The sequence below is a fragment of the Ferrimonas marina genome (assembly GCF_900129905.1).
GTDB classification, from domain to species: domain Bacteria; phylum Pseudomonadota; class Gammaproteobacteria; order Enterobacterales; family Shewanellaceae; genus Ferrimonas; species Ferrimonas marina.
The window spans coordinates 368,902-391,029 of record NZ_FQXG01000001.1 but is presented as its reverse complement, the minus strand read 5'-3'; the positions used below and the strand labels follow the sequence as shown (position 1 = coordinate 391,029).

Below are 22,128 nucleotides of genomic sequence, written 5' to 3'. Positions count from 1 at the left end.
CGTTTTCTTTTTACCTATCAGCTGCCTATTAGCCTGAGAAGGGATAACGGGCTTGCAGCTCTGCCACAGGCTCAGTGCCGATCTGCTCAGTCAGATGAAACAGGCATACCTTGGCTTCGCTAAGCCGGTTACGAAGGGCAATCTCGCAGGCGCTGTAGAGCAGCCTGGGCTGGCCTGTAACGACAAAGCCCTCCTGCAATGACCGGTAGGCCAGTTTCGGGCTCTCCGGCTCCAGTGCCAATCCGTAGACGTAGCGATACCGGCCGCTTTGCGGTGCCAATGCCACCGCGTCACGTAACGCCGACAGCGCTGCACTTCCTTGCCCGGCTCGGATCAGCGCCAGGCCATGGGCGTGGGCCAGGCTGGCGCCCTTGGGCTGGGCCTTTCGTCCCTGTGTCAGGGTGTTCAGCGCCTTGGCCTCACTACCCTGTGCGCGCTGCAATTCCGCCAGGTGCAGATAGCTCACCTCGAAGCCCGGCTCGCGCTCGATAGCCCGTTGATACCAGCTCTGCGCCTGGTCCATGTCGCCTTTGGCCTGAACCAGATCCCCCATCAAGGTCATCCCCGCCCCTCGGTCCAGCTGGTAGCTCAGCTCCGTCTCCAGTCGGTTCAACGCCGGTGCCAAGGTGCGTTGCTGCTGCGCGGTGAGCTGGGCGAAGACCGGCAACAGGCTCTGGGCGGCCGCAGCCTGTTGCCTGTCATTGCCTGCCGCCAGCACCGGGGCCAGCAGGCGCCACCGGTCCTCGGCGTGAAAGCCGCTGCTGGCTTCGATTGCCGCGTCCACCAACAAGGGCTCTCCAGTTTGCATGGCCCGCTTGATGGCAAAGGCGCTGTTCACCCCGGGATACGCTGCCAGGCGGCTCAGTACTGCAGCTCGCTGCATAACGGGGTGATTGGCGTCCTGAGCGAACAGTGCCAGCGGGTCGCCGGCCTCCGGTCGTTGCCGGCGCGCCTGATCAAACAGTTCGGCATAGGGCGACGGAGCCAGGGATGGCCACCAGCGCTTGGATTGACTGGCCGCCCACTGGGGCGTTTGCTCGATGTGGCAGCGGGTGCAGGGATCCGGCGTGCCCAGTTGGGCGGCTTGCACCGGGTTGGGGATTTGAAGGCTGTGATCGCGCCGGTCATCCACCTGCATGTAGGTGGTTTTTGGCATATGACAGCCAGTGCACTGGGCTCCGGCACTGCCGGCGGGATGGTGGTGATGGGCCGGGCTGTCATAGTCCCCTTGCTGGTGACACTGCAGGCACAACTGTGGCTCGGGCAGCTTCAGCTCGGTGCTGTGAGGCTGATGACAGTGGCTGCACACCACCCCCTGCTGATGCATCCGCGACAGCATAAAGGAGCCGACCACGTAGTTCTCGTCCCGCACCTGACCATCGGCATAATAGAGCGCTGGGCTGATCCGGTTCAGCCGGTAGGCGCGATGAAAGTCATATTCTGCCGTAGACACATCGGCCACCTGACGGCGACGGCTGTGGCATTGAGCGCAGACCAGCACCTGATCCGAGGGGTTGATGGCGCTGGCGGTCGCCCTGCCCTGTTGCCATTGCCAATGACTCACCGGCTTGGCCAGGTTGCGGGCCAGCTTTGCGTCACCCGCTTGCCGTGACTCGCTGTCTTGCCTTGCCCAGCGCTGGTGCTCACTGGTATCGCCATGGCAGGCCTCACAGGTAACCCCCAAAGCCTGGTACTGACTGTCAAAACTGTGCTTGCCGGGATCGTAGCCCTTGGTAAAGCCGGTGACATGACAGTCAGCGCAGGTGCTGTTCCAGTTCTGCCCCGGGTTGGTCCAGTAGAAGGGATCTGCAGGCCCCTGTTCGGGATGAAGCAGAAACCAGCGCTGGCCACCCTGCTCGCTGGGACGGGCATCCCAGGCAAAAGGGATCAGCTGCAACCGCCCACCGGGCAGCGCCACCAGGTACTGCTGCAAGGGGTAGACGCCGAAGGTATAGAGGATCCGGTAGACCTGGCTCTGGCCGCGGCCATCACTGAGCAGCGCAAAGTACTGGTCCTGCTGTTGATACAGCCGAGCGGCAAAGCCCTGCTGGTCCAGGGTCTGGCCATCAAACTGGCCGAGCACGCTGGCACTGTTGGCTTCCATCATCGCCTGTTGATGGTGGGAGTCCTGCCACGCCTGCCATTGGGCCCGGTGGCAGTCCTGGCAACGCTCATTGGCCATCGACGGGCGTGCCAACAGCGCCATCAGACACCACAGCAGCCCTATCCATCCCCCTGCGCCTTTGCGCATCCGCAAGTCCTTGCAACATTGTGGGTAATCAGCTTGTTAGCCTAGGAGGTTCGGGCTGGAAAAACAAAAAGGCCACCCAGAGGGTGGCCTTTTTGTATCGAATAATGGAGGCGCGTCCCGGAGTCGAACCGAGGTCCACGGATTTGCAATCCGCTGCATAGCCACTCTGCCAACGCGCCATCTGCTTTGAGGTTTGCCTCGAAAGCGGGGCTAATTAAAACAGATGGCCGGGGGGAGCGCAACTGGATTTGCCGCCTGGGGTGACAAAAGCATGACCCAGTTCACCCTTCTTTCCCGACCGCCACCTTAACTGGCCAAGCATCAGACAAATCGTTGAAATAAAACACAATTATCTGATGCTCAAGCTTTCAGCAATGGTTAGTTTATTCGCTTACGGCCTTGATGGCAGCAATCACAGCGTCCAGGTTATGACCGGTCAAGCCGGCCACATTGATGCGGCCGGAGCCGACAATGTAGATGCCGTGGTCCTGTTTCAGCTTGGCCACCTGCTCACCATTGAGGCCGGAGAAGGAGAACATGCCGTTCTGACGCTGGATAAAGCCGAAATCCCCCGCCACACCGGCACTGGACAGGCCCTCAACCAGTGCACTGCGCATCCCCTGGATCCGTTCACGCATCTGCGCCAGCTCATCCAGCCACAACGCACGCAGCTCCGCGTCCGCCAGGATGGTGGCCACCACCTCGGCGCCGTGGCTCGGCGGGTTGGAGTAGTTGGCCCGAACCACACGCTTGATCTGGGACAGCGCCTTGTCCGCTGCTTCGCCGTTGGCGGCGATCAGGGTCAGGGCACCGATGCGCTCATTGTAGAGGCCGAAATTCTTGGAGAAGGAGTTGGCCACCAGCAGTTCGCTGACCGTTTCGGCAAAATGGCGCAGACCCGCGGCGTCCTCTTCGACCCCAACCGCGAAGCCCTGGTAGGCGAAGTCAAACAGCGGCAGCCAGCCTTGTTGCTTGGCACAAGCGGCCAGGGTCTGCCACTGGGCCAGATCCGGATCCACCCCGGTGGGGTTGTGGCAGCAACCGTGCAGCACCACCATGTCCTGCGGCCCCAGGGCGTCCAGATCCGCCAGCATGCCATCAAAGTTGAGGGTCTTGTTGGCGGCGTCGTAATAGCGGTAGGTATGCACCTCAAGCCCTGCGGTCTCGAAGATCTGACGGTGATTGGCCCAGCTGGGATCGGAGATCCAGACGCGCTTAACCGGGGTCTGGCTGGCGACAAAGTCAGCGGCGATGCGCAGCGCACCGGTGCCGCCCGGCGCCTGGACTGCGCGGCTACGTTGCTCCGCCAGCACCGGATGAGATGCACCCAGCAGCAGCGATTGAACCATGGCGCGATACTCAGGGTGGCCATCGATGGCCAGGTAACCCTTGCTGGTCTGGCTGGCCAGGATCCGCGCTTCCGCCTGTTTCACGCAGTTGAGTACCGGCGTGCGTCCGTCGTTGTCCTTATAGACACCAACCCCCAGGTTCACCTTGGTGGGGCGGTCATCGTTACGGAAGGCCTCGTTCAGGCCAAGAATGGGATCAGCTGGGGCAAGTTCAATCTTTTCAAACATCTGGAAACGCTTATCGGGCTGGTGATCAAAGCCCAGATGATATCACCCCCAGCCTATGGCTGTCAGGCTGGCAGCCCCGGCGCGACCCGTTTTAGCGGCTATTACACCATTGACGGGGTCGATGGCTGTGATTCTTGCCATTGCGCCTGGATCAGATAGCTGCGAGGGGTCACCTCGCGCTGGGCAAACCGGGTCAGCTCGACGCGATAGCCCTGCTCTTCCAGGTAGCGGATCCTGTCCAGCACCAGGTAGCGCTCCAGGTAGGGTCGGAAGGTTTGCCGCAGCAGCTCCAAACGGCGCAACCGGCGCCATTGTTGTCGCCCCTGCACCAGCGCCTCAGCCAACGGAGCGTCGCCTGCAAGGGGCTGTTGCCACTGGCCAAAGGCAAAGCGGGCAAAATCGGCAAAGCCATGACCCAGGCGCTGCTTAGGCACCGAGCTAAGGTTGGGGGCCGGCTGACCCAGCAACTGCTGATAAAGCCAACGACAGGCCAGACGATAGCTCATCTCGCGACTGCGCAGCCGCCGCACCCGACGGGGTGCGGTGGCGGTTTCCAGTACCGCCAGGCGCAGCTCCTGCCGGCTCAGCAGCAGCGGTTGCGTTTGTGCCTGGGCTGACAAGGGCTGGTAGTGCTCATCGGCGGTCAGATGGTAGCAGCAGGGGCTGAGGCTGATCGCCTGTGTCTTTTTGGCAGAGGCCAGGCGCATCAGTTGCACATGCAGATCGCCACAGGCGTGCAGCGCGACGGCGTGCTGCTGTTGCTTAAGGTGCTGTTGGCAGGCGGGGTCCAGCACGTCCTGCTGCACGCACTGCTGCTGAGCCCCGGCACGCTGGGCCAGCTGGTTGCCCGCTGCTACCAGGGGGGCATCGTATTCCAGGCTCAGCACGGGTTGCTGCTGGGCCAGGCTGAGCAAGCGGCCAAGATGGCCCTTACCGGCGCACCACTCCACAAAGGGCAGGTTCAGACTGGGGATATGGGCACTGAAGCCCAGGATCTGGGTCCACTTGCGCCCGGGAATGTGGGCAAACTGGCGGGGATTGGGCCGGTAATCCAACACCGGTTCGCTGATTGCGACCTTGGGCAGTGCGGGCAGGCCCTTCAGACCCCCTTGTTGCTGCAGCCAATGGGCCAGAGCGGCCTCGTCTTGCTCCAGCACCTGGACGTCACGGTGGCACAGCGCCATCAACGCCTGTTCAAGCTCGGGATGTTGCTGCAGCCAGCGGGGGAACAGGTCCTGGTAGGGGTTAGCACGCCACACCGCCTGCCACTGGATCAGCTGCTGAGTAACGGCGGTCAGCGCCTGGTCGTGGTTCATCGCCACCTCATGGGATTGGGAAGGATGATTATCCCAGAACCCACTGGTTACGACCATCCTGCTTGGCCCGGTAGAGCGCCTTATCAGCCCGCTTGATCACGCTCTTAACCGATTCATGCTGGCCATGGCGCTGAGCCACACCCAGGCTGACGGTGATCTGCGCTCGCTCTACCGATTCCTTGTCCTTGTTGCGCATCAACAGCAGCTGTCGCCGCTCGAGCAAGCGGCCGTTGGCCACCAGCAGTGGCATCTGCTCGATGCTCTTGCGCAACTTATCCAGGGTCAGCAGCACCTCATCCCGGGGCAGGTTCTTAAACACCAGGGTGAACTCCTCACCGCCATAACGGTAGGCCTTAGCGCCCTTCACCTTGCGCAGGGTGTCGGCCACCACACAGAGCACGTCGTCGCCGGTGTTGTGGCCAAAGCGGTCGTTGAACTCCTTGAAGTGGTCGACGTCGATCATCACCACGTGGATGCGGCCGCCGCTGTAGGCCATATCCCCATCGAGGGTGCGCCTCGCCGGCAGTCCGGTCAGGCCATCGCGAAAGGCCAGGCGGTAGGCGCCATCAAACACCGCCAGCATCAGGATCAGGCTCATACCGATAAACAGCAGCACCGGCCCCGGCCAGGGCATGGGCCAGGCCACCACCAACCAGGCCATTGAGCCCAGGATCAGTGGGATCAGGTAGCTGCGCTCGCCGTTAAACAGGCCAAACACGAAGCGGCCCGCCGGCAGCATCAGCAGGAACTCCGAGGGCAGCTTGGTGGCCAGGTCCAGCCAGCTGTTAGCCAGGTTTTGCAGCATCAGGCACTGCCCCAGCAGGAAGCCGAACCAGATCAGCAGGTAGCTGAAGGTGGCGGCGCTGCTGGGCAGCCACAGCAGGTTGAAGGCGATCAGCAGGTAGAGATCCTGTGGGCGCAACGACAGGTGGTGCTCAATCCCCAGGCTCTCCACATGGAAGGGAAACAGCACCAGCAGCAGCACCCCAAGGTAGCTGTAGATGGGTTGACGAAAGCGCAGCGCCGTCAGGGTGCTCAGTAGCAGCACGGTGATGGGTATCAGGTCCACTGCCACGGTATGGGGGGTTAACTGCTGTTGCCACCAGGGCAAGCCAACCACCACACATACAACGACGACACAGCCCCAGGCTACTGGGCTGAGTTCACGAAACATCACAGGCTCCGAAGCTCGCTAACACAGGAAAAATAAAGACAGACATTAAATCGGTAAATCGACCTGGCGACAGTTTTTCTGAACCACAGGCCAGCAAAAAGCGCCCGAAGGCGCTTGGTTTACAACACACGCTTGAGCAGCAGATCTGCCCGAACCCGTTTCAGCCGTTTGAGCAAGCGGGCCGCGGGTGCCGGGTACTGCTCAGTGCTCTCGATCGCCTGGTGTCCGGACAGGGTCTGGGTGTGGGCCAGGATCGCCTCCTGCTCCTGGGTGAACTTATGCTTGAGCTTACCGCTGTGGTCCAGCAGCAACAGGCCATTTTCCAGGTCCAGTGCCCAGGCACGGGGGTTGAGGTTGTTGCCGGTCAACAGGTAGGCGTGGTCGTCCACCTGGATCCCCTTGAGATGGTAGCTGTTATCGTCATGCCACCACAGGCGAAGATCCAGTAAGCCAGCCGCAATCGCCTTTTGATGCCGCTTGGCAAACCGCTTGAGGTTTTGCTCATACAGGTAAGGCAGAGCACCAACTGGGGAGAACGGCTGGTCCGGCGGCAGGTAGAAATCGTTGGCGGTCTTGTCCCCGACAACGATCTGCACCTTGACCCCACGCTTGAGCAACTTGCCGATCACCGAGGTCAGCTGGCTGGGCAGGTTGAAATACGGCGTACAGATAAACACCTTACGCTGGGCGGTACGCAGCAGCTGGACGATGGTGCGGTTGAGCTGGTTGCCCTGGCGACCCAGCCCCAGCAGCGGGATCACATTGACCTCGCCACTCTGGTTGGCCGCCGGGATCTGGTAGCGGGCGCGACTCAGGCGCATCTTCAGCCGTTTGATACTGCGACGCAAAACCTTGGCAGTGGGTACCGGTTGGTGCAGCAGGGAAACCACTGCGTCGGAGCCCATCAGGTCCTGACGCAGGAAGTGCACCATGGCATCTGCCAGGGCAGCGTCGGTGATCAGATGATAGCGGTCGTAGCGATAGCGACCCTGCCAGCCCAGGTAGACGTCGTTGATGCTGGCACCGCTATAGAACACGGTGTCATCAAACACAAAGCCCTTGAGGTGCAACACCCCGGCCCACTCCCGGTTCTTCACCGGCACCCCATGGATGCCAATGGCGATAGGGGAAAACTCCTCAGCCATCTTGCGATAGAAGGCGTCGTTACCGACCTGGGGCCCCTTGCCGATCAAGCCCCGTTGGGCCCGGTGGAAATCCACCAGCACCTGCACATCCAGCTCGGGATTGCGCTGCTTGGCCAGGTAGAGCTGGCGTAATACATGGCGACCGGCCTCATCGTCCTGCAGATACAGCGCGGCGATGTAGATCCGCTTCTTGGCCCCCTCAATCAGCTGTAGCAGGCGCTCTTTGTATTGCGCCGTGCTCATCAGCACCTCGATCTGATCCGCCGCCACGGCTGTGTGCGGCAATCCGTCGATTCCGTTGGAGTGAGAGTAAGGTACCAGTTGCATAGTCATCAGTGATTTGGCTTGGGTCTGGCCAGAGGCTTGGGCTAAGCCCCCTGCGGCGCCGCCGTATGGGTAAGAATAGAAACTAGCGGGCTAGTAAAACAGACAGGCGTCGTGGGAGCAAGCCCGGGAATGCCCGAGTTGCTCACCAAATCAACGATTTGTGTAATGGACCAACGGATTGTGATTGCCTTCACGCTCCACCGGCCATCAACGGCACTGCGCTGCCCTGACTAGGAGTAGACGATGGCCACCAAACCAAGGATAACGATCACCGTCAGGCTGCCCGCCGTTGCCAGTAGCGCGTATCTTAAATCTTGTTTCATAGAAGCCCCGTAGCCAGTTGGTCGGAAATTCATTAGTCTCATAGAAATCATGATATTACAATTCACCAAACCGCTATGAAATCGCTGCTTCCCCTATTGCTGTTGTTGGTCGCCGTCCCATCCTGGGCGGACTACCGCGATTTCGGCCAGTTGCTGCCCAAAGGCAGTACCTTCAATCTGGTGCTGATGAGCCCGGAGGGACAGGTTGAGTATAGCCATGGCGGCGATCTGCTGGTGCCCCCCGCCTCCACCACCAAACTGCTCACCGCCACCGCCGCCTGGTTATCGCTGGGCCCGGAGTTTCGTTTTCACACCCAGTTTCTCGGCACCAAACCGGTCAATGGCGTCCTGGCGGATGACCTTGTTTTGCGGATGAGCGGCGACCCCACTCTTTCCCGCTCGGATCTCTACCGTTTACTGCAGCAACTTCAGGCTCTTGGGGTCACGAGGATCCGCGGCGACCTGCTGCTCGATGGCTCCCAGTTCCAGGGCTATACCATGGCCCAGGGCTGGCCCTGGGATGACCTCGGGATCTGCTTCGCCGCCGCCAGCAGCGCCTTGATGCTGGACAGTGGCTGTGCCAAGGCCCGGCTGCAACGACGGGAGCAAAGCTACCGACTGGAGTTGGCGCCCTGGCTGCCCATTGCCTTATCCCACCAGATCACCCTGGCCCCACCCTCCCCCTATTGCCCACTGGAGCTGACCCATGGAGGGGAGAACCGTTATCAACTGCGCGGCTGCTTTGATAAGGATCTGCCCCTGGCCATCGCCATTGCCGATCCCGAGGCTTACCTCACTGCGGTGTTGACCCAGCAGCTGGCCGAGTTGGGGATCCGTCTGGACGGGACCATCCGGGCGGTAACCGAGCCACGTCAGGCCCCGCTGCTGGTGGAGCACCGCTCGGTGGCCCTGGACAAGCTGCTGCGCCGGGTGCTGGCCGACTCCAATAACCAGATCAGCGACAGCCTGTTTCGCCATATCGCCCTGGCAGAGGGCAAACCGGACAGCGGCTTCCAGGCCAGTGCCATCGCCGTTAAGCAGGTGCTGCTGCGCGAGCTGGCACTGCCGCTGGGCAATGTAGCACTGTATGACGGCTCCGGATTGTCCCGCTACAACCTGATACGGGCCCAAGACCTGGCGCAACTGCTGCGCCACTGGCACCAGGATGAGCGACTGGCACCGCTGCTGCCGCTGTTGCCCACCGCCGGACAGGACGGCACCCTGCGACGGCGTGCGGGCCTGGCACCAGTGACTGGCCAATACCGTGGAAAATCCGGTACCTTTGCTCAGGTAAGGAACTTGGCAGGGGTGGTCACGCGTGCCGATGGCAGTGAGCTTATCGTGGTGCAGATGGTCTCTGGTATCGCCGAAGACAACGACACCAACCGCCGGATGCTGACCGAGTTCGAGCAGGCCCTGTACCGCTGCGTACAGCAATCCTGCTTTGCAGACGACGCAAAGGAGCGCATATGAATCCGGACGCCTGGCGGATCCTCGCCCAAGCCGCCAGTGGCAATGCCCTGCTTCAAGCCGTAAACCAGGCCTGTTTCCGCGCCACCGGCTGGCCCATTGCCGCCCTGGCGCAGCGATTGGACGACCAGGTTCGCCTGGTAGCGATCAGCGACCGCGGCCAACTGCAGCCCACCGGGGTCTACCCGCTGGAGCAAGCGCCTTGTCAGCTGCTGTACCGCCCTCATCATCCGGAGCACAGTCACCTGCTGTGTGGCCACCTGGAGCGCTTTCCCCTATGGAGGCTGCGTCAGCAGTGGGGCCTACAGAGCTACTACGCCTGCCGCATCGACACGCCTCTGGGGGAGTTTCACCTGTTCCTGGCGGACCGACAACGGCGGGCAGAGCAGGAGTTGCCCCGCACCCTGCTCAACACCGCCGCCCAGCGCATCGCTGCGGATCTCGTGGCCCGCCAGCAGCAGCTGCACCAACAGCAGCTGGAGCAGGCCCTACAGGTCAACCCGCAAGCCTTTGTCCGCATCGACCCCCAGGGCCGAATGCGGGACCCCTCCTATGGCCTCTCCGCCTTGTGGCAGTGCCCCTTGGCTGATCTGCAGGACAGTGACTGGACCCGCTGGCAGCAACACCGTCCGGCCTTGCTGGGGCCGCTGGTACGAGGCGATCAGCCCAGCTCAGGCCCAGCCGTTGACGGCTATCAAGCCCAGTTGCTGCCGATTGACCCGGCCAGTGGCCACCTGCTGGTGCTGACCCCCAGCCAAGCCAACGCCCTGCCGCTGAGCCAGGGCCTGCCCAATCAACAGGATTTTCGTGAACGCCTGCGCCAGGAACTGGCCCGGCTGGCCCGCAATCAACAGGTGGCGGCGCTGATCTTTATCCAATACCAGGGCGAGCACACGCCACCCTGGCCGGAGCTGGCTGCCGATCTACGCCAGGTGCTGCGCTCTGAGGATGTGGTGGCCCAGCTGGATGCCAACAGCCTGGCGCTGCTTACCGCCTGTTTCGACCACCATGGCGAGGCCCCCAGGCAGCAGATCCAGGCCATCGCCAACAAGGTCGACAAGCAGGTTTCTCAATGGATTCAGGCTTGTTCGCTCGAGGGTGAAAGTCAGCTGGCGGTGCGCCTGATCACCCAGTGGGACCACGATCTAACCCAGCTTCTGGACCCGGAAGAGGCCACCCGCTGGAGCCTGGCTTCGCCGCTCTAGCCACCCGGACAAATTTTCACCATTGCTTCTTGTTTCTCCCAAATCTTGTCTATAACTACTTCATTGGCGGACGGAAATTAGCCAATTTTTTAGGGGGAAACACCATGTCGATGAAAAGTGCCAAGGAATTTGCCATCTGGATGATTGACCGCTTCAGTGACCACCCGCAGGGGGTGTACCTGGAGCGTGAGGACCTCAAGGTGTTGTCCGGTCGCCAGACCCTGCGTCAGGACTTCATTGCCGATGTCCACTTCGAGCTCACCCGCCACGGTATGGGCTTTGTGACTGACACCCTGAAGGAGAAATACTTTCTGTTTTTCCTGCCGGAACAGTATTGGAAGAAGGTCGCGGACCGCTATAGCCAACCCATAGCGCCCAATGTCCACGACCTGGACAGCGCGCCGCGACTGCGGCGCACCGAGGTGGGTTAGAACAGCGACTCGTCCATGGCGGTGATCAGCGCCGCCTCACTGCGTGCCGCCGCAATGTGTGTGGCGAAACGCGGGAACACACGAGCAAAATAGAAGGCACCCAGGTGGTGCTTTCTTTGTGCAAACTCGTCATCGCGCTCATCCAGGGCATTCAGCATCTTCAACCACAGGTAGCCATAGGTGGCGTAACCCAGGGCGTGCAGGTAGTCATTAGCGGCGCAGTTCACCGCATCGGCGCCCTGATCGCTGTTGCGCAGCAGATCTGCGGCATCCACCAGCTCAGCAAAGGCCTGGTTAACCTGTTCTGCCCACTGGGGGTGACGCGCTTTCGCCTCGCCCAGGGTGACCTCCACATCGGCCATCAGCATGCGCAGCGCCTCCCCTTGCTTGGGCAGCACCTTACGGCCCAGCAGATCCAGCGCCTGGATGCCGTTGGTACCCTCATAGATCTGGGCGATGCGCACGTCCCGCACCAGTTGCTCCACTCCGGTCTCGCGGATGTAGCCGTGGCCACCGAACACCTGCTGGTTGAGCACACTGCACTCCAGCCCAAGATCGGTGAAGAACGCCTTGCACAGCGGTACCAACAGCCCCACTAGGGCATCGGCGTCCTCCGCCCCTTCGGTTTGGTACTTCTGACGGTCGAGCTGCAGGCCGGTGAGCACCGCCAGTGCCCTGCCCGCTTCGGTGATGCTGGCGCTGGTCATCAACATCCGTCGCACGTCACCGTGCACCAGGATAGGATCGATGCCCTGGGACAGGCCGCCGGACTTCTGGCCCTGCTTGCGCTCCTTGGCGTACGCGGCCGCCATCTGGTAGCCCATCTGGGCGCAGCCCAGCCCCTGGATACCGATGGAGAGGCGTTCGTAGTTCATCATGGTGAACATCGCCATCAAGCCGCGGTTGAGCTTGCCCAGCAGGTAGCCCTTAGCCTTGTCGAAGTGCATCACACAGGTGGCAGAGGCGGTGATCCCCATCTTGTGCTCCACCGAGCCACAGCTGACGCCATTGGCGCCGGTCAGGTTGCCCTGCTCATCGCTTTGCCTCTTGGGAACGATAAAGAGTGACAGGCCACGGGAGCCCGCCGGCGCATCCGGCAGGCGAGCCAGCACCAGGTGCACCACGTTGTCACTGAGGTCATGGTCGCCGCCGGTGATGAAGATCTTGGTACCGGTGACCAGGTAGCTGCCATCCTCCTGCGGTTCGGCCTTGGTGCGAACGTGGCGCAGATCCGAGCCGGCCTGGGGTTCGGTCATATCCATCGCACCACACCACTCGCCGCTGTAGAGCTTGGGCAGGTACAGGGCCTTCTGCTCCTCGGTACCGTGACTGGCGATGCACAGCGCCGCCCCCGCAGTCAGCGAGCTGTACAACGCGAAGGCGTTGGAGGCGCTGTAGCACATCTCATCAAACAGCACGCCGAGCATCTTCGGCATGCCCATGCCACCAAACTCCGGATCGCCACCAAACCCTACCCAGCCGGCCTCGGCAAAGGTGGCGAACGCCGCCTTGTAACCATCTGGCGTGACCACCTGGCCATCGATAAGACGCACCCCCTGCTCATCACCGGGCCGGTTCAATGGGGCGATCAGCTCACCGGTGATCTTGGCGCCCTCCTCCAGCACCGCCAGGGCGGTGTCCATATCAATCATCTCTGCCACCGCGGGCATGTTTTGCCATTGCTGCTCGGCCTGGAACACATCGGTGAGCAGGAACTGCATATCGTCGAGGGGGGCTTGATAGTGCATAGGGTACCTTCGTTGGCAAACGATCCTTTTAAACGTTCGTTTGATTTTAAGCCGTTTTTGGGTCAGGTCAAGAATCGCAGCTTGCCGTATAGGAGCGAAACAGCACAGCGGCGGGATGCGAGCTGGATCAAAAAAGGGGGCCACGGCCCCCTCAAGTTGATAGCGGTATTTACGCCAGGCTGGCGTTGATCGCCTTCAGCGTGGCCAGCGGGTCGTCACTACGGGTGATGGGACGACCAATCACCAGGTAATCACTGCCCGCCTCGACCGCCTGCTTGGGGGTCATCACCCGACGCTGATCACCCAGATCGGCACCGGCGGGACGGATCCCAGGGGTCACCAGCTCAAAGGCCTTGCCCAGTTCCGCCTTGAGCAGGGAGGCTTCCTGGGCGGAGCAGACCACCCCGTCCAGACCCGAGGCCTGGGCCAGCTTGGCCAGGCGCAGCACGTGTTCCTGGCTGTTGGCAGACAAGCCCAGCTCCGGAAGCTCCTCCTCACCCATGCTGGTGAGCATGGTCACCGCAATCAGCTTCGGTGCCTTGTCGCCATAAGGCGCCAGAGCCTCGGCAGCGGCCTTCATCATTTTGCTGCCACCACTAGCGTGGACATTGACCATCCACACGCCCAGCTCAGCGGCAGCGGCCACCGCACGGGCTACGGTGTTGGGGATGTCGTGGAACTTGAGATCCAGGAACACATCAAAGCCCTGCTGTGCCAGCTGACGAACAAACTGGGGACCAAACAGGGTGAACATCTCTTTGCCCACCTTGAGGCGACAGGCGGACGGGTCAAGCTGGTCAACAAACGCCAGGGCATCGGCTTCGCTGGCGAAGTCCAGGGCGACCAGGACTTTGGGATCGGTTTGCATCGGTTGCTCCACGATTGGGTTTACTCTCCATCGAGGCCACGGATCCGTTGGATCTGGCCCCAGGATTTACAGGAAGGACACTGCCAATGCAGGCTATGGCCGGGAAAGCCACACTGCAGGCAGCGGTATTTGGGTCTGAGCCGGATCTGCTTCTCCACCAGATCACTCAGTAGCATCAGGCTGTCCCTGGCCGGTTCCGCCCCCAGGGCGTCGGTATGCAGGCCCATCAGGCGATGGAAGCCCCGTAGGGTGGGATGACGCTTAAGCTGCGACAGGATCAACTGTTGCGCCGCCTCGCGCCCCTGCTTCTGCACTACCAGCTCAGCCAGGGCCAACACGGCACTGGTGGCCGGCAGCCGATTCATCACCTGCTCCAGCAATTGTTCGTACTGCTCCAGCCGCTGTTGCCGCTCGAAGGGGATCAGGGCATCCGGCAGGGTCTCACACAACCACTCCGGGCTGTGTTTCACCAACCGCTCCACCGCCGCCATCCCCTCGCTATCCTCGCCCTGGTCCAGGCTTTGCCGGAACAGCGCGATATTGGCGCGACCACAACCGCTGTCGACCTTCAGCGCCTTGAACCACAGCTTGCGCTGCTGTTGCGGGTCAGCCTCCTGCTCTGCCAGCTGGCAATAGAAATGGGCCACCTGGGGCATCATGCTCTGGCGGTCAGCACGGCGGAACTTCTTCACCAGTCGGATCGCCTTCCACCACTCCCGGTTGGCCTGGTAGATAGAGAGCAGCAGCTGCTCCGACTCCTGGCTGTGGTCCGGCTCCTTCACCAACTGCAGCAAAATCTCCTCGGCCCGGTCGTACAGACCCGCGGCAAGGAAATCCTTGGCCAGCTCCATCATCGCCAGGTCTTTCTGCTCCGGCTCCAGGTAGGGTCGCGCTATCAGGTTCTGGTGCAAGCGGATGGAACGATCTACCTCGCCCCTCTTACGGAACAGGTTGCCCAGGGAGAGATGGGTATCGAAGGTGTCGGAGTCGACCTGAAGCAGCTCGATAAAGCGATCGACCGCCTTGTCCGGCTGGTCGGACAGCAGGAAATTGAGGCCTTCGACGTAGTTACGGGAGAGGTTTTGCTGACTGCGCTGCTGGTTGACGCGCATGCTGCGGCGCCCCATGTACCAACCGTAGGCCGCTGCGATCGGCAGAAGCAGAAACAGCAGTTCGAGCATTAGTGTTCGCTGTCAGGCTCGGCAGACTGCAACCGACGGCAGCGCTGTTTCAGCTGACGAATGGCGAACTTCTGCTTGGTAACAACCCAAAGGGCCAACAACCAACTGATGACAAAGCCCGCCAGGAAGGTGGCTGCCAGTACCCAGGAGAGCAGGAACTCCCCTTGGGCAATAAAGTAATTGATCTGCACCATCTGCTCGTTTCGGGCGCCAAACGCCAGGGCGACGATAAACAGCGCAGCAACGACAACGGTGATAAAAAACGCTTTCACACCAAGCCTTTTGTCCATAGGGAGTAACTCGAATTATCCACCAAAAAACAAAAGCATTCTAGTACCGCTTCGCTAAGAAAGTGAGGCCATTTGCCGCTTCAATTCACCGGGCAAGGGGTAAACCGAGTGCTTTGTGACCAACACTCAAGCAGCTAGAGAAACTAGTGAGCCGAACGGTCATAGCTTTTAGGTAGCCCTGTTGCCGGCAATTCGGCCTGAGGACTGACTGGGCTAACCACCTTTAAAGGCTGCGGTCCTAGCGAGAGAGATAAAAAAACCCCGCCAGATTGGCGGGGTTTATTCAACGCTTTAGACGTTGTTGACGCGTTCGCGCAGTTCCTTGCCCGGTTTAAAGTGGGGCACGTACTTGCCGTTCAGTTCAACCGACTGACCGGTTTTCGGGTTACGGCCTGTTCTGGGTGCTCTATAGTGCAGCGAAAAACTCCCAAAACCGCGGATCTCGATGCGATCCCCATGCTCAAGGGTGTTGGCCATCTGCTCCAACATCTCCTTGATGGCACCTTCCACTTCTTTACCGGAAAGGTGCGACTGCTTGCTGGCAAGTCGTTCGATAAGTTCGGACTTCGTCATCCTCGCTCTCCTGATAGCCAATGTACAGTCGCCTTTCAGGGGGCATTTCGCGCCCCCTGTACTGCAGGCGATTAGTCGTTACGGGCAGCCTTGAAAGCTTCAGCCATGGCGCTGGAGAACACAGTGTCTTCCTGCTGGTTCAGAGACTCAATGGCTTCTTTCTCTTCGGCTTCGTCCTTCGCACGGATGGACAGGCTGATGGTGCGGTTCTTACGGTCTACGCCCATAATCTTCGCTTCAACAGACTCACCAGCGTTCAGAACGGTGCTTGCATCTTCGATGCGGTCGCGAGAGATGTCAGCCACACGGATGTAGCCTTCAGCGTTCTCGCCCAGCTCTACAGTGGCGCCTTTGGCGTCAACTGCAGTGATGGTACCAGTAACGATAGCACCTTTCTTGTTGTCAGACAGGTACTTGTTAAACGGATCTTCTTCGATCTGCTTAACACCCAGGGAGATGCGCTCGCGCTCCGGGTCTACAGACAGAACAACTGCGTCGATCTCGTCGCCCTTCTTGTACTCGCGAACGGCGTCTTCACCGGTAGCGTTCCAAGAGATGTCGGACAGGTGAACCAGACCGTCGATGCCGCCTTCCAGACCGATGAAGATACCGAAGTCAGTGATGGACTTGATCTTGCCGGTAACCTTGTCGCCCTTGGCGAAGTTCTGAGAGAAGTCTTCCCACGGGTTGGACTTGCACTGCTTCAGACCCAGGGAGATACGACGACGCTCTTCGTCGATGTCCAGAACCATAACTTCCACGGAGTCGCCCAGGTTTACAACCTTGGACGGGTGGATGTTCTTGTTGGTCCAGTCCATTTCGGAAACGTGTACCAGGCCTTCAACGCCTTCTTCGATCTCAACGAAGCAGCCGTAGTCGGTCAGGTTGGTAACACGGCCGGTCAGCTTGGCGCCTTCCGGGTAGCGGTTCGCGATGGATACCCACGGATCTTCGCCCAGCTGCTTCAGACCCAGGGAAACACGGGTACGCTCGCGGTCGAACTTCAGAACCTTAACGTTGATCTCGTCACCAACGTTTACGATCTCGCTCGGGTGCTTAACGCGCTTCCAAGCCATATCGGTGATGTGCAGCAGGCCGTCAACGCCGCCCAGATCTACGAAGGCACCGTAGTCGGTCAGGTTCTTAACGATCCCCTTAACTTCCTGACCTTCGGCCAGGCTTTCCAGCAGCTGCTCACGCTCAACGCTGTTCTCAGACTCGATAACCGCACGACGGGAAACAACCACGTTGTTGCGCTTCTGGTCCAGCTTGATCACCTTGAACTCAAGTTCTTTGTTTTCCAGGTGAGTGGTGTCGCGTACCGGACGTACGTCTACCAGGGAGCCCGGCAGGAAGGCACGGATGCCGTCCAGCTCAACGGTGAAGCCACCCTTAACCTTGCCGTTGATAACACCAACAACAGTTTCTTGGTCTTCGTAGGCTTTCTCCAGGCGTACCCAAGCTTCGTGACGCTTGGCCTTCTCGCGGGACAGCTGAGTCTCACCGAAACCATCTTCGATGGCGTCCAGAGCTACATCAACTTCAGCGCCGACTTCGATCTCCAGTTCACCCTTGGCGTTCTTGAACTGGTCAGCCGGGATGGCGGACTCAGACTTCAGGCCAGCGTCAACCAGAACGATGCCGTTCTCGATGGCGATTACAGTACCCTTAACGATGGCACCCGGACGGGTTTCCAGGTTCTGCAGGGACTCTTCAAACAGTTGAGCAAATGATTCAGTCATGTAAATACAATTTAATTTAGGTCATCCACGGCCATCCTGGACGCGGGGTTATTGTCCTTCGCCGACATCATCCTTGAGGTCGACACCAAAATGGACCGGCTTAGAGGGACCGGTCCAGACTCGCAACCACGTGAGCCAACACCGAATCCAGAACCTGGTCGATGTTCATTCCCGTGGTATCGATTTCGAGAGCATCTGTGGCGGGCTTGAGCGGAGCCACCTTACGGTTGGCATCGCGGTCATCTCGCTCACGGATCTCGCCTAAAAGGCGGTCAATGCTAACATCATAGCCCTTTTCCTTCAACTGGGCGTAGCGGCGCTCCGCCCGCTCTTCCGCACTGGCGGTAAGGAAGATCTTGGCTTCCGCTTCGGGGAACACCACAGTGCCCATATCGCGGCCGTCAGCAATCAGACCCGGCTCCTGGCGAAACGCCCGTTGACGGCGCAGCAGGGCCTCGCGAACCCGCGGCAGCGCCGCCACCTTGGAGGCGGCGTTAGCGCACTCCTGGCTGCGGATCTCCGAGGAGACCACCTCCCCTTCCAGCACCACACGCACACCCTCGTCGGAGGGCTGGAACTGCACGTCCAGGTGGGCCGCCAGCAGGGCCAGGGCGTCTTCGTTATCCAGCTCGACATTGTGATGCAGTGCCGCCAGGGCCAATACCCGGTAGATGGCACCGGAGTCGAGCAGGTTCCAGCCCAGCTTGGCTGCCAGCAGTTGGCAGATGGTGCCCTTACCGGCACCGCTGGGTCCGTCGATGGTAATAACCTGTGCCTGTTCAGGCATAGTTATCCTCCAGCATTGTGTTCATTGTGGGCCTCGCTTAGCCCAAAACCCCGCCTGAGCGTTGGTCGATGACCACGCTGAAGTGATGGAGTGGGTTGGGGTTAAGCCAAGCCAAGAAAAAGGCGAGCGCAGTATACATCAACTGCCTCGCCTTCGCGTGCTACTTTGGTCAAATCGCGTCTGACTGCTGGTTTATTGGCTGATTTCCTTCAGCTTTTCAAAGTAATCCGGGAATGTCTTGGCGGTACAATCCGGGTCATTGATGGTGACCTTCTGGCCGCCAACCGCCAACAATGAGAAGCACATGGCGATGCGATGGTCGTTGTAGGTGTCGATATCAGCGTGCTTAAGCTGCGCCACTGGCGTCACCTGGATGTAGTCCTCACCCTCAACCACCTCGGCGCCAACCTTACGCAACTCGTTAGCCATCGCCGCCAGACGGTCGGTTTCCTTAACCCGCCAGTTGTATACATTGCGGATGGTGGTGGTTCCCTCGGCAAACAGCGCGGTGGTGGCGATGGTCATGGCCGCATCCGGGATGTGGTTCATGTCCATATCGATGCCGTTGAGCGGTGCGCCACGGGCGACAATCTTGTCGTCGTGCCACTCAATGTCGGCGCCCATGGCCGCCAGGGCATCGGCGAACAACTTATCCCCCTGCAGGCTCTGTCGGCCCACCCCGTGCACCGTCACCGGGCCACGGCCCAGGGCACCGGCAGCCAGGAAGTAGGAAGCAGAAGACGCGTCGCCCTCGACCAGGAAGGTGCCCGGACTTTGGTACTGCTGGCCGGCTTTGACACTAAAGCGCAGGTAATCGTGGTTCTCCACGGTCACGCCGAAGCGTGCCATCAACGCCAGGGTGATGTCGATGTAGGGCTTGGACACCAGCTCACCGATCACCTCGATCTCCAGGTCCTCGGCACACAACGGCGCCACCATCAGCAGCGCAGTCAGAAACTGCGAGGAGATGCTGCCGTCGATCTGCACCTTGCCACCGGCCAGCACGCCCGCGTCGATCTGCAGCGGCGGATAGCCCTCCTGCTCCAGGTACTGGATCTTGGCCCCCAGCGGTCGCAACGCATCCACCAGGTGGCCAATCGGGCGCTCCTTCATTCGCGGTTCGCCGGTCAGCAGGTAGCTGCCCTGCCCCACGGCCAATGCCGCGGCCAGCGGGCGCATGGCGGTGCCGGCGTTGCCCAGGTAGAGCTCCACCGGTTGGTCACTGTCCAGCGCCGCGATGGCACTGCCCCGACCCACAACGGTGATCTCCCGTTGCTCTGGACGCCACTGGTATTCCACACCCAGGATCTTAAGGGCATTGAGCATATGTCGAATGTCATCGGAGTCCAGCAGGTTGGTCAGCACCGTGGTGCCTTCACTCAGCGCGGCCAGCAACAGGGCCCGATTGGAGATGCTCTTGGAACCCGGCAGGTATACATCGCCCTGCACGGCATCGATAGGGTCTAGGGTTAACTGCTTCATAGTACTCCTGATGTCGTTATTGTTGTTCGAGTATGGTGTCCAACGCCTGCATAAAGCGGTCGTTCTCTTGTGCCAGGCCAACGCTGATACGCAGGTGATCCGGCATGCCGTAACCGGCGATGGGGCGGACAATCACGCCCTGCTCCAGCAACTGCTGGTAGATGGTCGCCGCCGGCTTCAGCTCAGCGGTGATGAAGTTGCCATGACTGGGGATATAGCGGATCCCGCGCTGGTCAAAGTACTGCTCCAGTCGCGCCATCTCCTGCTGGTTCAGCTCTACGCTCTGGCGAACAAAGTCCTGGTCCGCCAGCGCAGCGGTGGCCGCGGCCAGGGCCGGAGCGTTGCAGTTGAAGGGCTCCCGTACCCGGTTGAGCAGATCGGCAATGGCTTCACTGGAGGCCAGGTAACCTACCCGCAGGCCCGCCAGGCCGTAGGCCTTGGAGAAGGTGCGGCTGACGGTCAGGTTGGGGAAACGCTTGAGCCAGCCCATGGAGTCGGCACGCTGGTCCTGGGGTACATACTCAAAGTAGGCCTCATCCAGCACCACCAACACGTTCTCCGGCACCTGCTGCAGGAACGCCTCCAGTGCATCGGCACTGAGGAAGGTCCCGGTGGGGTTGTTGGGATTGGCGATGCAGACCACCCGGGTACGCTCATTGATGGCCGCCAGCATGGCATCGAGGTCATGGCCCCAATCCTGGGACGGGATGGCACGGGCGGTGGCGCCGCTGGATTGGGTCAGCAGGGCGTAAACAATAAAGGCGTGCTGATCAAAGATCACCTCGTCGCCGGGGCGCACAAAGGTGCGGAACAGGATCTCCAGCACCTCGTTAGAACCGTTGCCCAGGGTCAGCGAGGCCGGGGAAACACCCAACTGCTCTGACAGCGCGGCCTTGAGGTAGTAGCCATTGGCATCCGGGTAGCGGGCCAGCTCGCTCAGTTGGGCGGCCACCGCGTCGCGGGCCTTGGGGCTCAGCCCCAGCGGGTTCTCGTTGGAGGCCAGTTTGACGATATTGCTGATCCCCAGCTCCCGCTCCAACTCCTCCACCGGCTTACCCGGCTGGTACGGGTGCAAGCCATTCACACCCGGGTTCGCAATCTGTGCAAAATCAAACGACACTGCCTTGTCCTCTTTCCTTCTTTTACTGATGTGCCTCGGCAAAGCGAGTCATGAACGCCACCAGGGCATCCACCCCTTGCTGAGGCATGGCGTTGTAGATGCTGGCACGCATGCCGCCGACAATGCGGTGGCCCTCCAGGGCACGCAGGCCGGCGGCCTCCGCCTCCTTGAGGAAACGCTGGTTGAGGCCTTCATCCACCAGTTGGAAGGTAACATTCATCTCGGAACGAAACGCCGCCGCGACGTTATTTTGGTAGAACGGGCTGGCGTCAATAAAGTCGTACAGCGTCTGCGCCTTGCGGCGGTTGCGCTCGGCCATCACGGCCACCCCACCCTGCTCCTTAATCCACTTGAACACCTCGCCGGAGAGATACCAGGCGAAGGTGGGCGGCGTGTTGTACATGGAGTCAGACTTCTGTGCCACCTGGTAGTTAAGGATGGAGGGCGTTTCCGGGCGCGCCTGATCCAGCAGGTCCCGACGCACGATCACCAGCGCCAAACCGGCGGGACCGACGTTCTTCTGCGCACCGGCGTAAAGCAGACCGAAGCGGCTGACATCCAGCTCGCGACCCAGGATGCAGGAGGAGAGATCCGCCACCAAGGGGGCGTCTACCTCAGGGATATCGTAGAGGGCAACACCATCCACGGTCTCATTGGGGCAATAGTGCACATAGCGGTAGTCGCTGGTGTCACCCAGCCCATCCAAAGAGAAGCAGCCCTTGCCCTGGCGCAGATCAAAGGTCTCCACCTGGCCGTAGCGCTCGGCCTCCTTGGCGGCAGAGTCGGACCATTGGCCGTTGAGCAGGTAGAGGGCTTTGCCCTGGCCCAGCAGGTTCATCGGGATAGCCGAGAACTGGCCGCGGGCGCCGCCGTGCATAAACAGCACGGCATAGTTGTCGGGGATCGCCATCAGGTCGCGCAGGTTCTGCTCCGCCTCTTCGGCCACCGCCATAAACTCCGGGCAGCGGTGGGACAGCTCCATCACCGACACACCCAGCTGTTGGTAGTTACGAAACTCCGCCTCGGCCTTGGCCATCACCTCGGCGGGCAACATCGCCGGACCGGCGCAAAAGTTGTAAATGCTCATTGCTGTTCCCTAAAAACAAAAACGGGCGCCC

The 22,128-nt window shown here is 60.7% G+C and carries 19 protein-coding genes and 1 tRNA gene; 3 read left to right on the top strand and 17 right to left on the bottom strand.

Features of this window, described 5'->3' with window-relative positions; genetic code table 11:
- Nucleotides 1-28: 28 nt before the first annotated feature.
- From BUC04_RS01810 to cydH, 7 genes are all read right to left on the bottom strand, one after another.
- Nucleotides 29-2,251, bottom strand: a complete 2,223-nt coding sequence (locus tag BUC04_RS01810) for a multiheme c-type cytochrome (RefSeq protein ID WP_082766530.1) — start codon at nucleotides 2,249-2,251, stop codon at nucleotides 29-31.
- A 105-nt stretch (nucleotides 2,252-2,356) separates the two neighbouring features.
- Nucleotides 2,357-2,430, bottom strand: a tRNA-Cys gene (locus BUC04_RS01805).
- Between the two features lie 204 nt (nucleotides 2,431-2,634).
- The gene (locus BUC04_RS01800; protein ID WP_067654544.1) at nucleotides 2,635-3,828 is read right to left on the bottom strand and encodes an amino acid aminotransferase; all 1,194 of its coding nucleotides are present in this window, start codon (nucleotides 3,826-3,828) and stop codon (nucleotides 2,635-2,637) included.
- A 101-nt stretch (nucleotides 3,829-3,929) separates the two neighbouring features.
- On the bottom strand, nucleotides 3,930-5,144 hold the full coding sequence (locus BUC04_RS01795; protein WP_067654542.1) for a methyltransferase: 1,215 nt from the start codon (nucleotides 5,142-5,144) through the stop codon (nucleotides 3,930-3,932).
- 28 nt (nucleotides 5,145-5,172) lie between these two features.
- Nucleotides 5,173-6,318: a GGDEF domain-containing protein gene (locus BUC04_RS01790; protein ID WP_067654540.1), complete on the bottom strand. Its 1,146-nt coding sequence runs from the start codon at nucleotides 6,316-6,318 to the stop codon at nucleotides 5,173-5,175.
- 119 nt (nucleotides 6,319-6,437) lie between these two features.
- Complete coding sequence (pssA, locus tag BUC04_RS01785) at nucleotides 6,438-7,790, bottom strand: CDP-diacylglycerol--serine O-phosphatidyltransferase (RefSeq protein WP_067654538.1); 1,353 nt, start codon at nucleotides 7,788-7,790, stop codon at nucleotides 6,438-6,440.
- Nucleotides 7,791-8,020: 230 nt separating this feature from the next.
- Nucleotides 8,021-8,113: a cytochrome bd-I oxidase subunit CydH gene (gene cydH, locus BUC04_RS23825; protein ID WP_159437645.1), complete on the bottom strand. Its 93-nt coding sequence runs from the start codon at nucleotides 8,111-8,113 to the stop codon at nucleotides 8,021-8,023.
- Between the two features lie 75 nt (nucleotides 8,114-8,188).
- Here cydH and dacB point away from each other — a divergent pair, with 75 nt between their 5' ends.
- From dacB to BUC04_RS01770, 3 genes are all read left to right on the top strand, one after another.
- The gene (dacB, locus tag BUC04_RS01780) at nucleotides 8,189-9,586 is read left to right on the top strand and encodes a D-alanyl-D-alanine carboxypeptidase/D-alanyl-D-alanine endopeptidase (RefSeq protein ID WP_067654536.1); all 1,398 of its coding nucleotides are present in this window, start codon (nucleotides 8,189-8,191) and stop codon (nucleotides 9,584-9,586) included.
- Nucleotides 9,583-10,788: a nucleotidyl cyclase domain-containing protein gene (locus BUC04_RS01775; RefSeq protein ID WP_067654534.1), complete on the top strand. Its 1,206-nt coding sequence runs from the start codon at nucleotides 9,583-9,585 to the stop codon at nucleotides 10,786-10,788. Before dacB ends, BUC04_RS01775 begins: the two co-directional genes overlap by 4 nt.
- Nucleotides 10,789-10,892: 104 nt before the next feature.
- Nucleotides 10,893-11,219 (top strand): hypothetical protein, encoded by a 327-nt coding sequence (locus BUC04_RS01770; protein ID WP_067654532.1) that lies wholly within the window; start codon nucleotides 10,893-10,895, stop codon nucleotides 11,217-11,219.
- Here BUC04_RS01770 and BUC04_RS01765 read toward each other — a convergent pair.
- The 10 genes from BUC04_RS01765 to serC all read right to left on the bottom strand — a co-directional run bounded on the left by BUC04_RS01765 (nucleotide 11,216) and on the right by serC (nucleotide 22,097).
- Complete coding sequence (locus tag BUC04_RS01765; RefSeq protein ID WP_067654530.1) at nucleotides 11,216-12,967, bottom strand: acyl-CoA dehydrogenase family protein; 1,752 nt, start codon at nucleotides 12,965-12,967, stop codon at nucleotides 11,216-11,218. The two genes, BUC04_RS01770 and BUC04_RS01765, sit on opposite strands and share 4 nt — an antisense overlap.
- Nucleotides 12,968-13,136: 169 nt before the next feature.
- On the bottom strand, nucleotides 13,137-13,835 hold the full coding sequence (gene pyrF, locus BUC04_RS01760) for an orotidine-5'-phosphate decarboxylase (protein WP_067654526.1): 699 nt from the start codon (nucleotides 13,833-13,835) through the stop codon (nucleotides 13,137-13,139).
- Nucleotides 13,836-13,855: 20 nt separating this feature from the next.
- Nucleotides 13,856-15,016: a lipopolysaccharide assembly protein LapB gene (gene lapB / locus BUC04_RS01755; RefSeq protein ID WP_067654524.1), complete on the bottom strand. Its 1,161-nt coding sequence runs from the start codon at nucleotides 15,014-15,016 to the stop codon at nucleotides 13,856-13,858.
- Nucleotides 15,016-15,288 (bottom strand): LapA family protein, encoded by a 273-nt coding sequence (locus tag BUC04_RS01750; protein ID WP_067654871.1) that lies wholly within the window; start codon nucleotides 15,286-15,288, stop codon nucleotides 15,016-15,018. Before BUC04_RS01750 ends, lapB begins: the two co-directional genes overlap by 1 nt.
- A gap of 309 nt (nucleotides 15,289-15,597) precedes the next feature.
- Nucleotides 15,598-15,879, bottom strand: a complete 282-nt coding sequence (gene ihfB, locus BUC04_RS01745) for an integration host factor subunit beta (RefSeq protein WP_067654522.1) — start codon at nucleotides 15,877-15,879, stop codon at nucleotides 15,598-15,600.
- Between the two features lie 71 nt (nucleotides 15,880-15,950).
- The gene (rpsA, locus tag BUC04_RS01740; protein ID WP_067654520.1) at nucleotides 15,951-17,621 is read right to left on the bottom strand and encodes a 30S ribosomal protein S1; all 1,671 of its coding nucleotides are present in this window, start codon (nucleotides 17,619-17,621) and stop codon (nucleotides 15,951-15,953) included.
- A 100-nt stretch (nucleotides 17,622-17,721) separates the two neighbouring features.
- Nucleotides 17,722-18,408, bottom strand: coding sequence for a (d)CMP kinase (gene cmk, locus BUC04_RS01735; RefSeq protein ID WP_067654518.1), 687 nt, complete (start codon nucleotides 18,406-18,408; stop codon nucleotides 17,722-17,724).
- 192 nt (nucleotides 18,409-18,600) lie between these two features.
- On the bottom strand, nucleotides 18,601-19,890 hold the full coding sequence (gene aroA / locus BUC04_RS01730; RefSeq protein WP_067654516.1) for a 3-phosphoshikimate 1-carboxyvinyltransferase: 1,290 nt from the start codon (nucleotides 19,888-19,890) through the stop codon (nucleotides 18,601-18,603).
- Nucleotides 19,891-19,906: 16 nt separating this feature from the next.
- Nucleotides 19,907-21,010 carry a histidinol-phosphate transaminase gene (gene hisC / locus BUC04_RS01725; protein WP_067654514.1) on the bottom strand — a complete coding sequence of 368 codons (1,104 nt, stop codon included), beginning with the start codon at nucleotides 21,008-21,010 and terminating at the stop codon, nucleotides 19,907-19,909.
- Nucleotides 21,011-21,032: 22 nt separating this feature from the next.
- Nucleotides 21,033-22,097, bottom strand: coding sequence for a 3-phosphoserine/phosphohydroxythreonine transaminase (serC, locus tag BUC04_RS01720; RefSeq protein WP_067654512.1), 1,065 nt, complete (start codon nucleotides 22,095-22,097; stop codon nucleotides 21,033-21,035).
- Between the last annotated feature and the right edge of the window lie 31 nt (nucleotides 22,098-22,128).

Excerpts from the sequence above, each read along its gene's own strand:
- BUC04_RS01810 (WP_082766530.1), bottom strand. The coding sequence starts at position 2,251 with ATGCGCAAAGGCGCAGGGGGATGGATAGGGCTGCTGTGGTGTCTGATG.
- BUC04_RS01800 (WP_067654544.1), bottom strand. The coding sequence starts at position 3,828 with ATGTTTGAAAAGATTGAACTTGCCCCAGCTGATCCCATTCTTGGCCTG.
- BUC04_RS01795 (WP_067654542.1), bottom strand. The coding sequence starts at position 5,144 with ATGAACCACGACCAGGCGCTGACCGCCGTTACTCAGCAGCTGATCCAG.
- BUC04_RS01790 (WP_067654540.1), bottom strand. The coding sequence starts at position 6,318 with ATGTTTCGTGAACTCAGCCCAGTAGCCTGGGGCTGTGTCGTCGTTGTA.
- pssA (WP_067654538.1), bottom strand. The coding sequence starts at position 7,790 with ATGCAACTGGTACCTTACTCTCACTCCAACGGAATCGACGGATTGCCG.
- cydH (WP_159437645.1), bottom strand. The coding sequence starts at position 8,113 with ATGAAACAAGATTTAAGATACGCGCTACTGGCAACGGCGGGCAGCCTG.
- dacB (WP_067654536.1), top strand. The coding sequence starts at position 8,189 with ATGAAATCGCTGCTTCCCCTATTGCTGTTGTTGGTCGCCGTCCCATCC.
- BUC04_RS01775 (WP_067654534.1), top strand. The coding sequence starts at position 9,583 with ATGAATCCGGACGCCTGGCGGATCCTCGCCCAAGCCGCCAGTGGCAAT.
- BUC04_RS01770 (WP_067654532.1), top strand. The coding sequence starts at position 10,893 with ATGTCGATGAAAAGTGCCAAGGAATTTGCCATCTGGATGATTGACCGC.
- BUC04_RS01765 (WP_067654530.1), bottom strand. The coding sequence starts at position 12,967 with ATGCACTATCAAGCCCCCCTCGACGATATGCAGTTCCTGCTCACCGAT.
- pyrF (WP_067654526.1), bottom strand. The coding sequence starts at position 13,835 with ATGCAAACCGATCCCAAAGTCCTGGTCGCCCTGGACTTCGCCAGCGAA.
- lapB (WP_067654524.1), bottom strand. The coding sequence starts at position 15,016 with ATGCTCGAACTGCTGTTTCTGCTTCTGCCGATCGCAGCGGCCTACGGT.
- ihfB (WP_067654522.1), bottom strand. The coding sequence starts at position 15,879 with ATGACGAAGTCCGAACTTATCGAACGACTTGCCAGCAAGCAGTCGCAC.
- rpsA (WP_067654520.1), bottom strand. The coding sequence starts at position 17,621 with ATGACTGAATCATTTGCTCAACTGTTTGAAGAGTCCCTGCAGAACCTG.
- cmk (WP_067654518.1), bottom strand. The coding sequence starts at position 18,408 with ATGCCTGAACAGGCACAGGTTATTACCATCGACGGACCCAGCGGTGCC.
- aroA (WP_067654516.1), bottom strand. The coding sequence starts at position 19,890 with ATGAAGCAGTTAACCCTAGACCCTATCGATGCCGTGCAGGGCGATGTA.
- serC (WP_067654512.1), bottom strand. The coding sequence starts at position 22,097 with ATGAGCATTTACAACTTTTGCGCCGGTCCGGCGATGTTGCCCGCCGAG.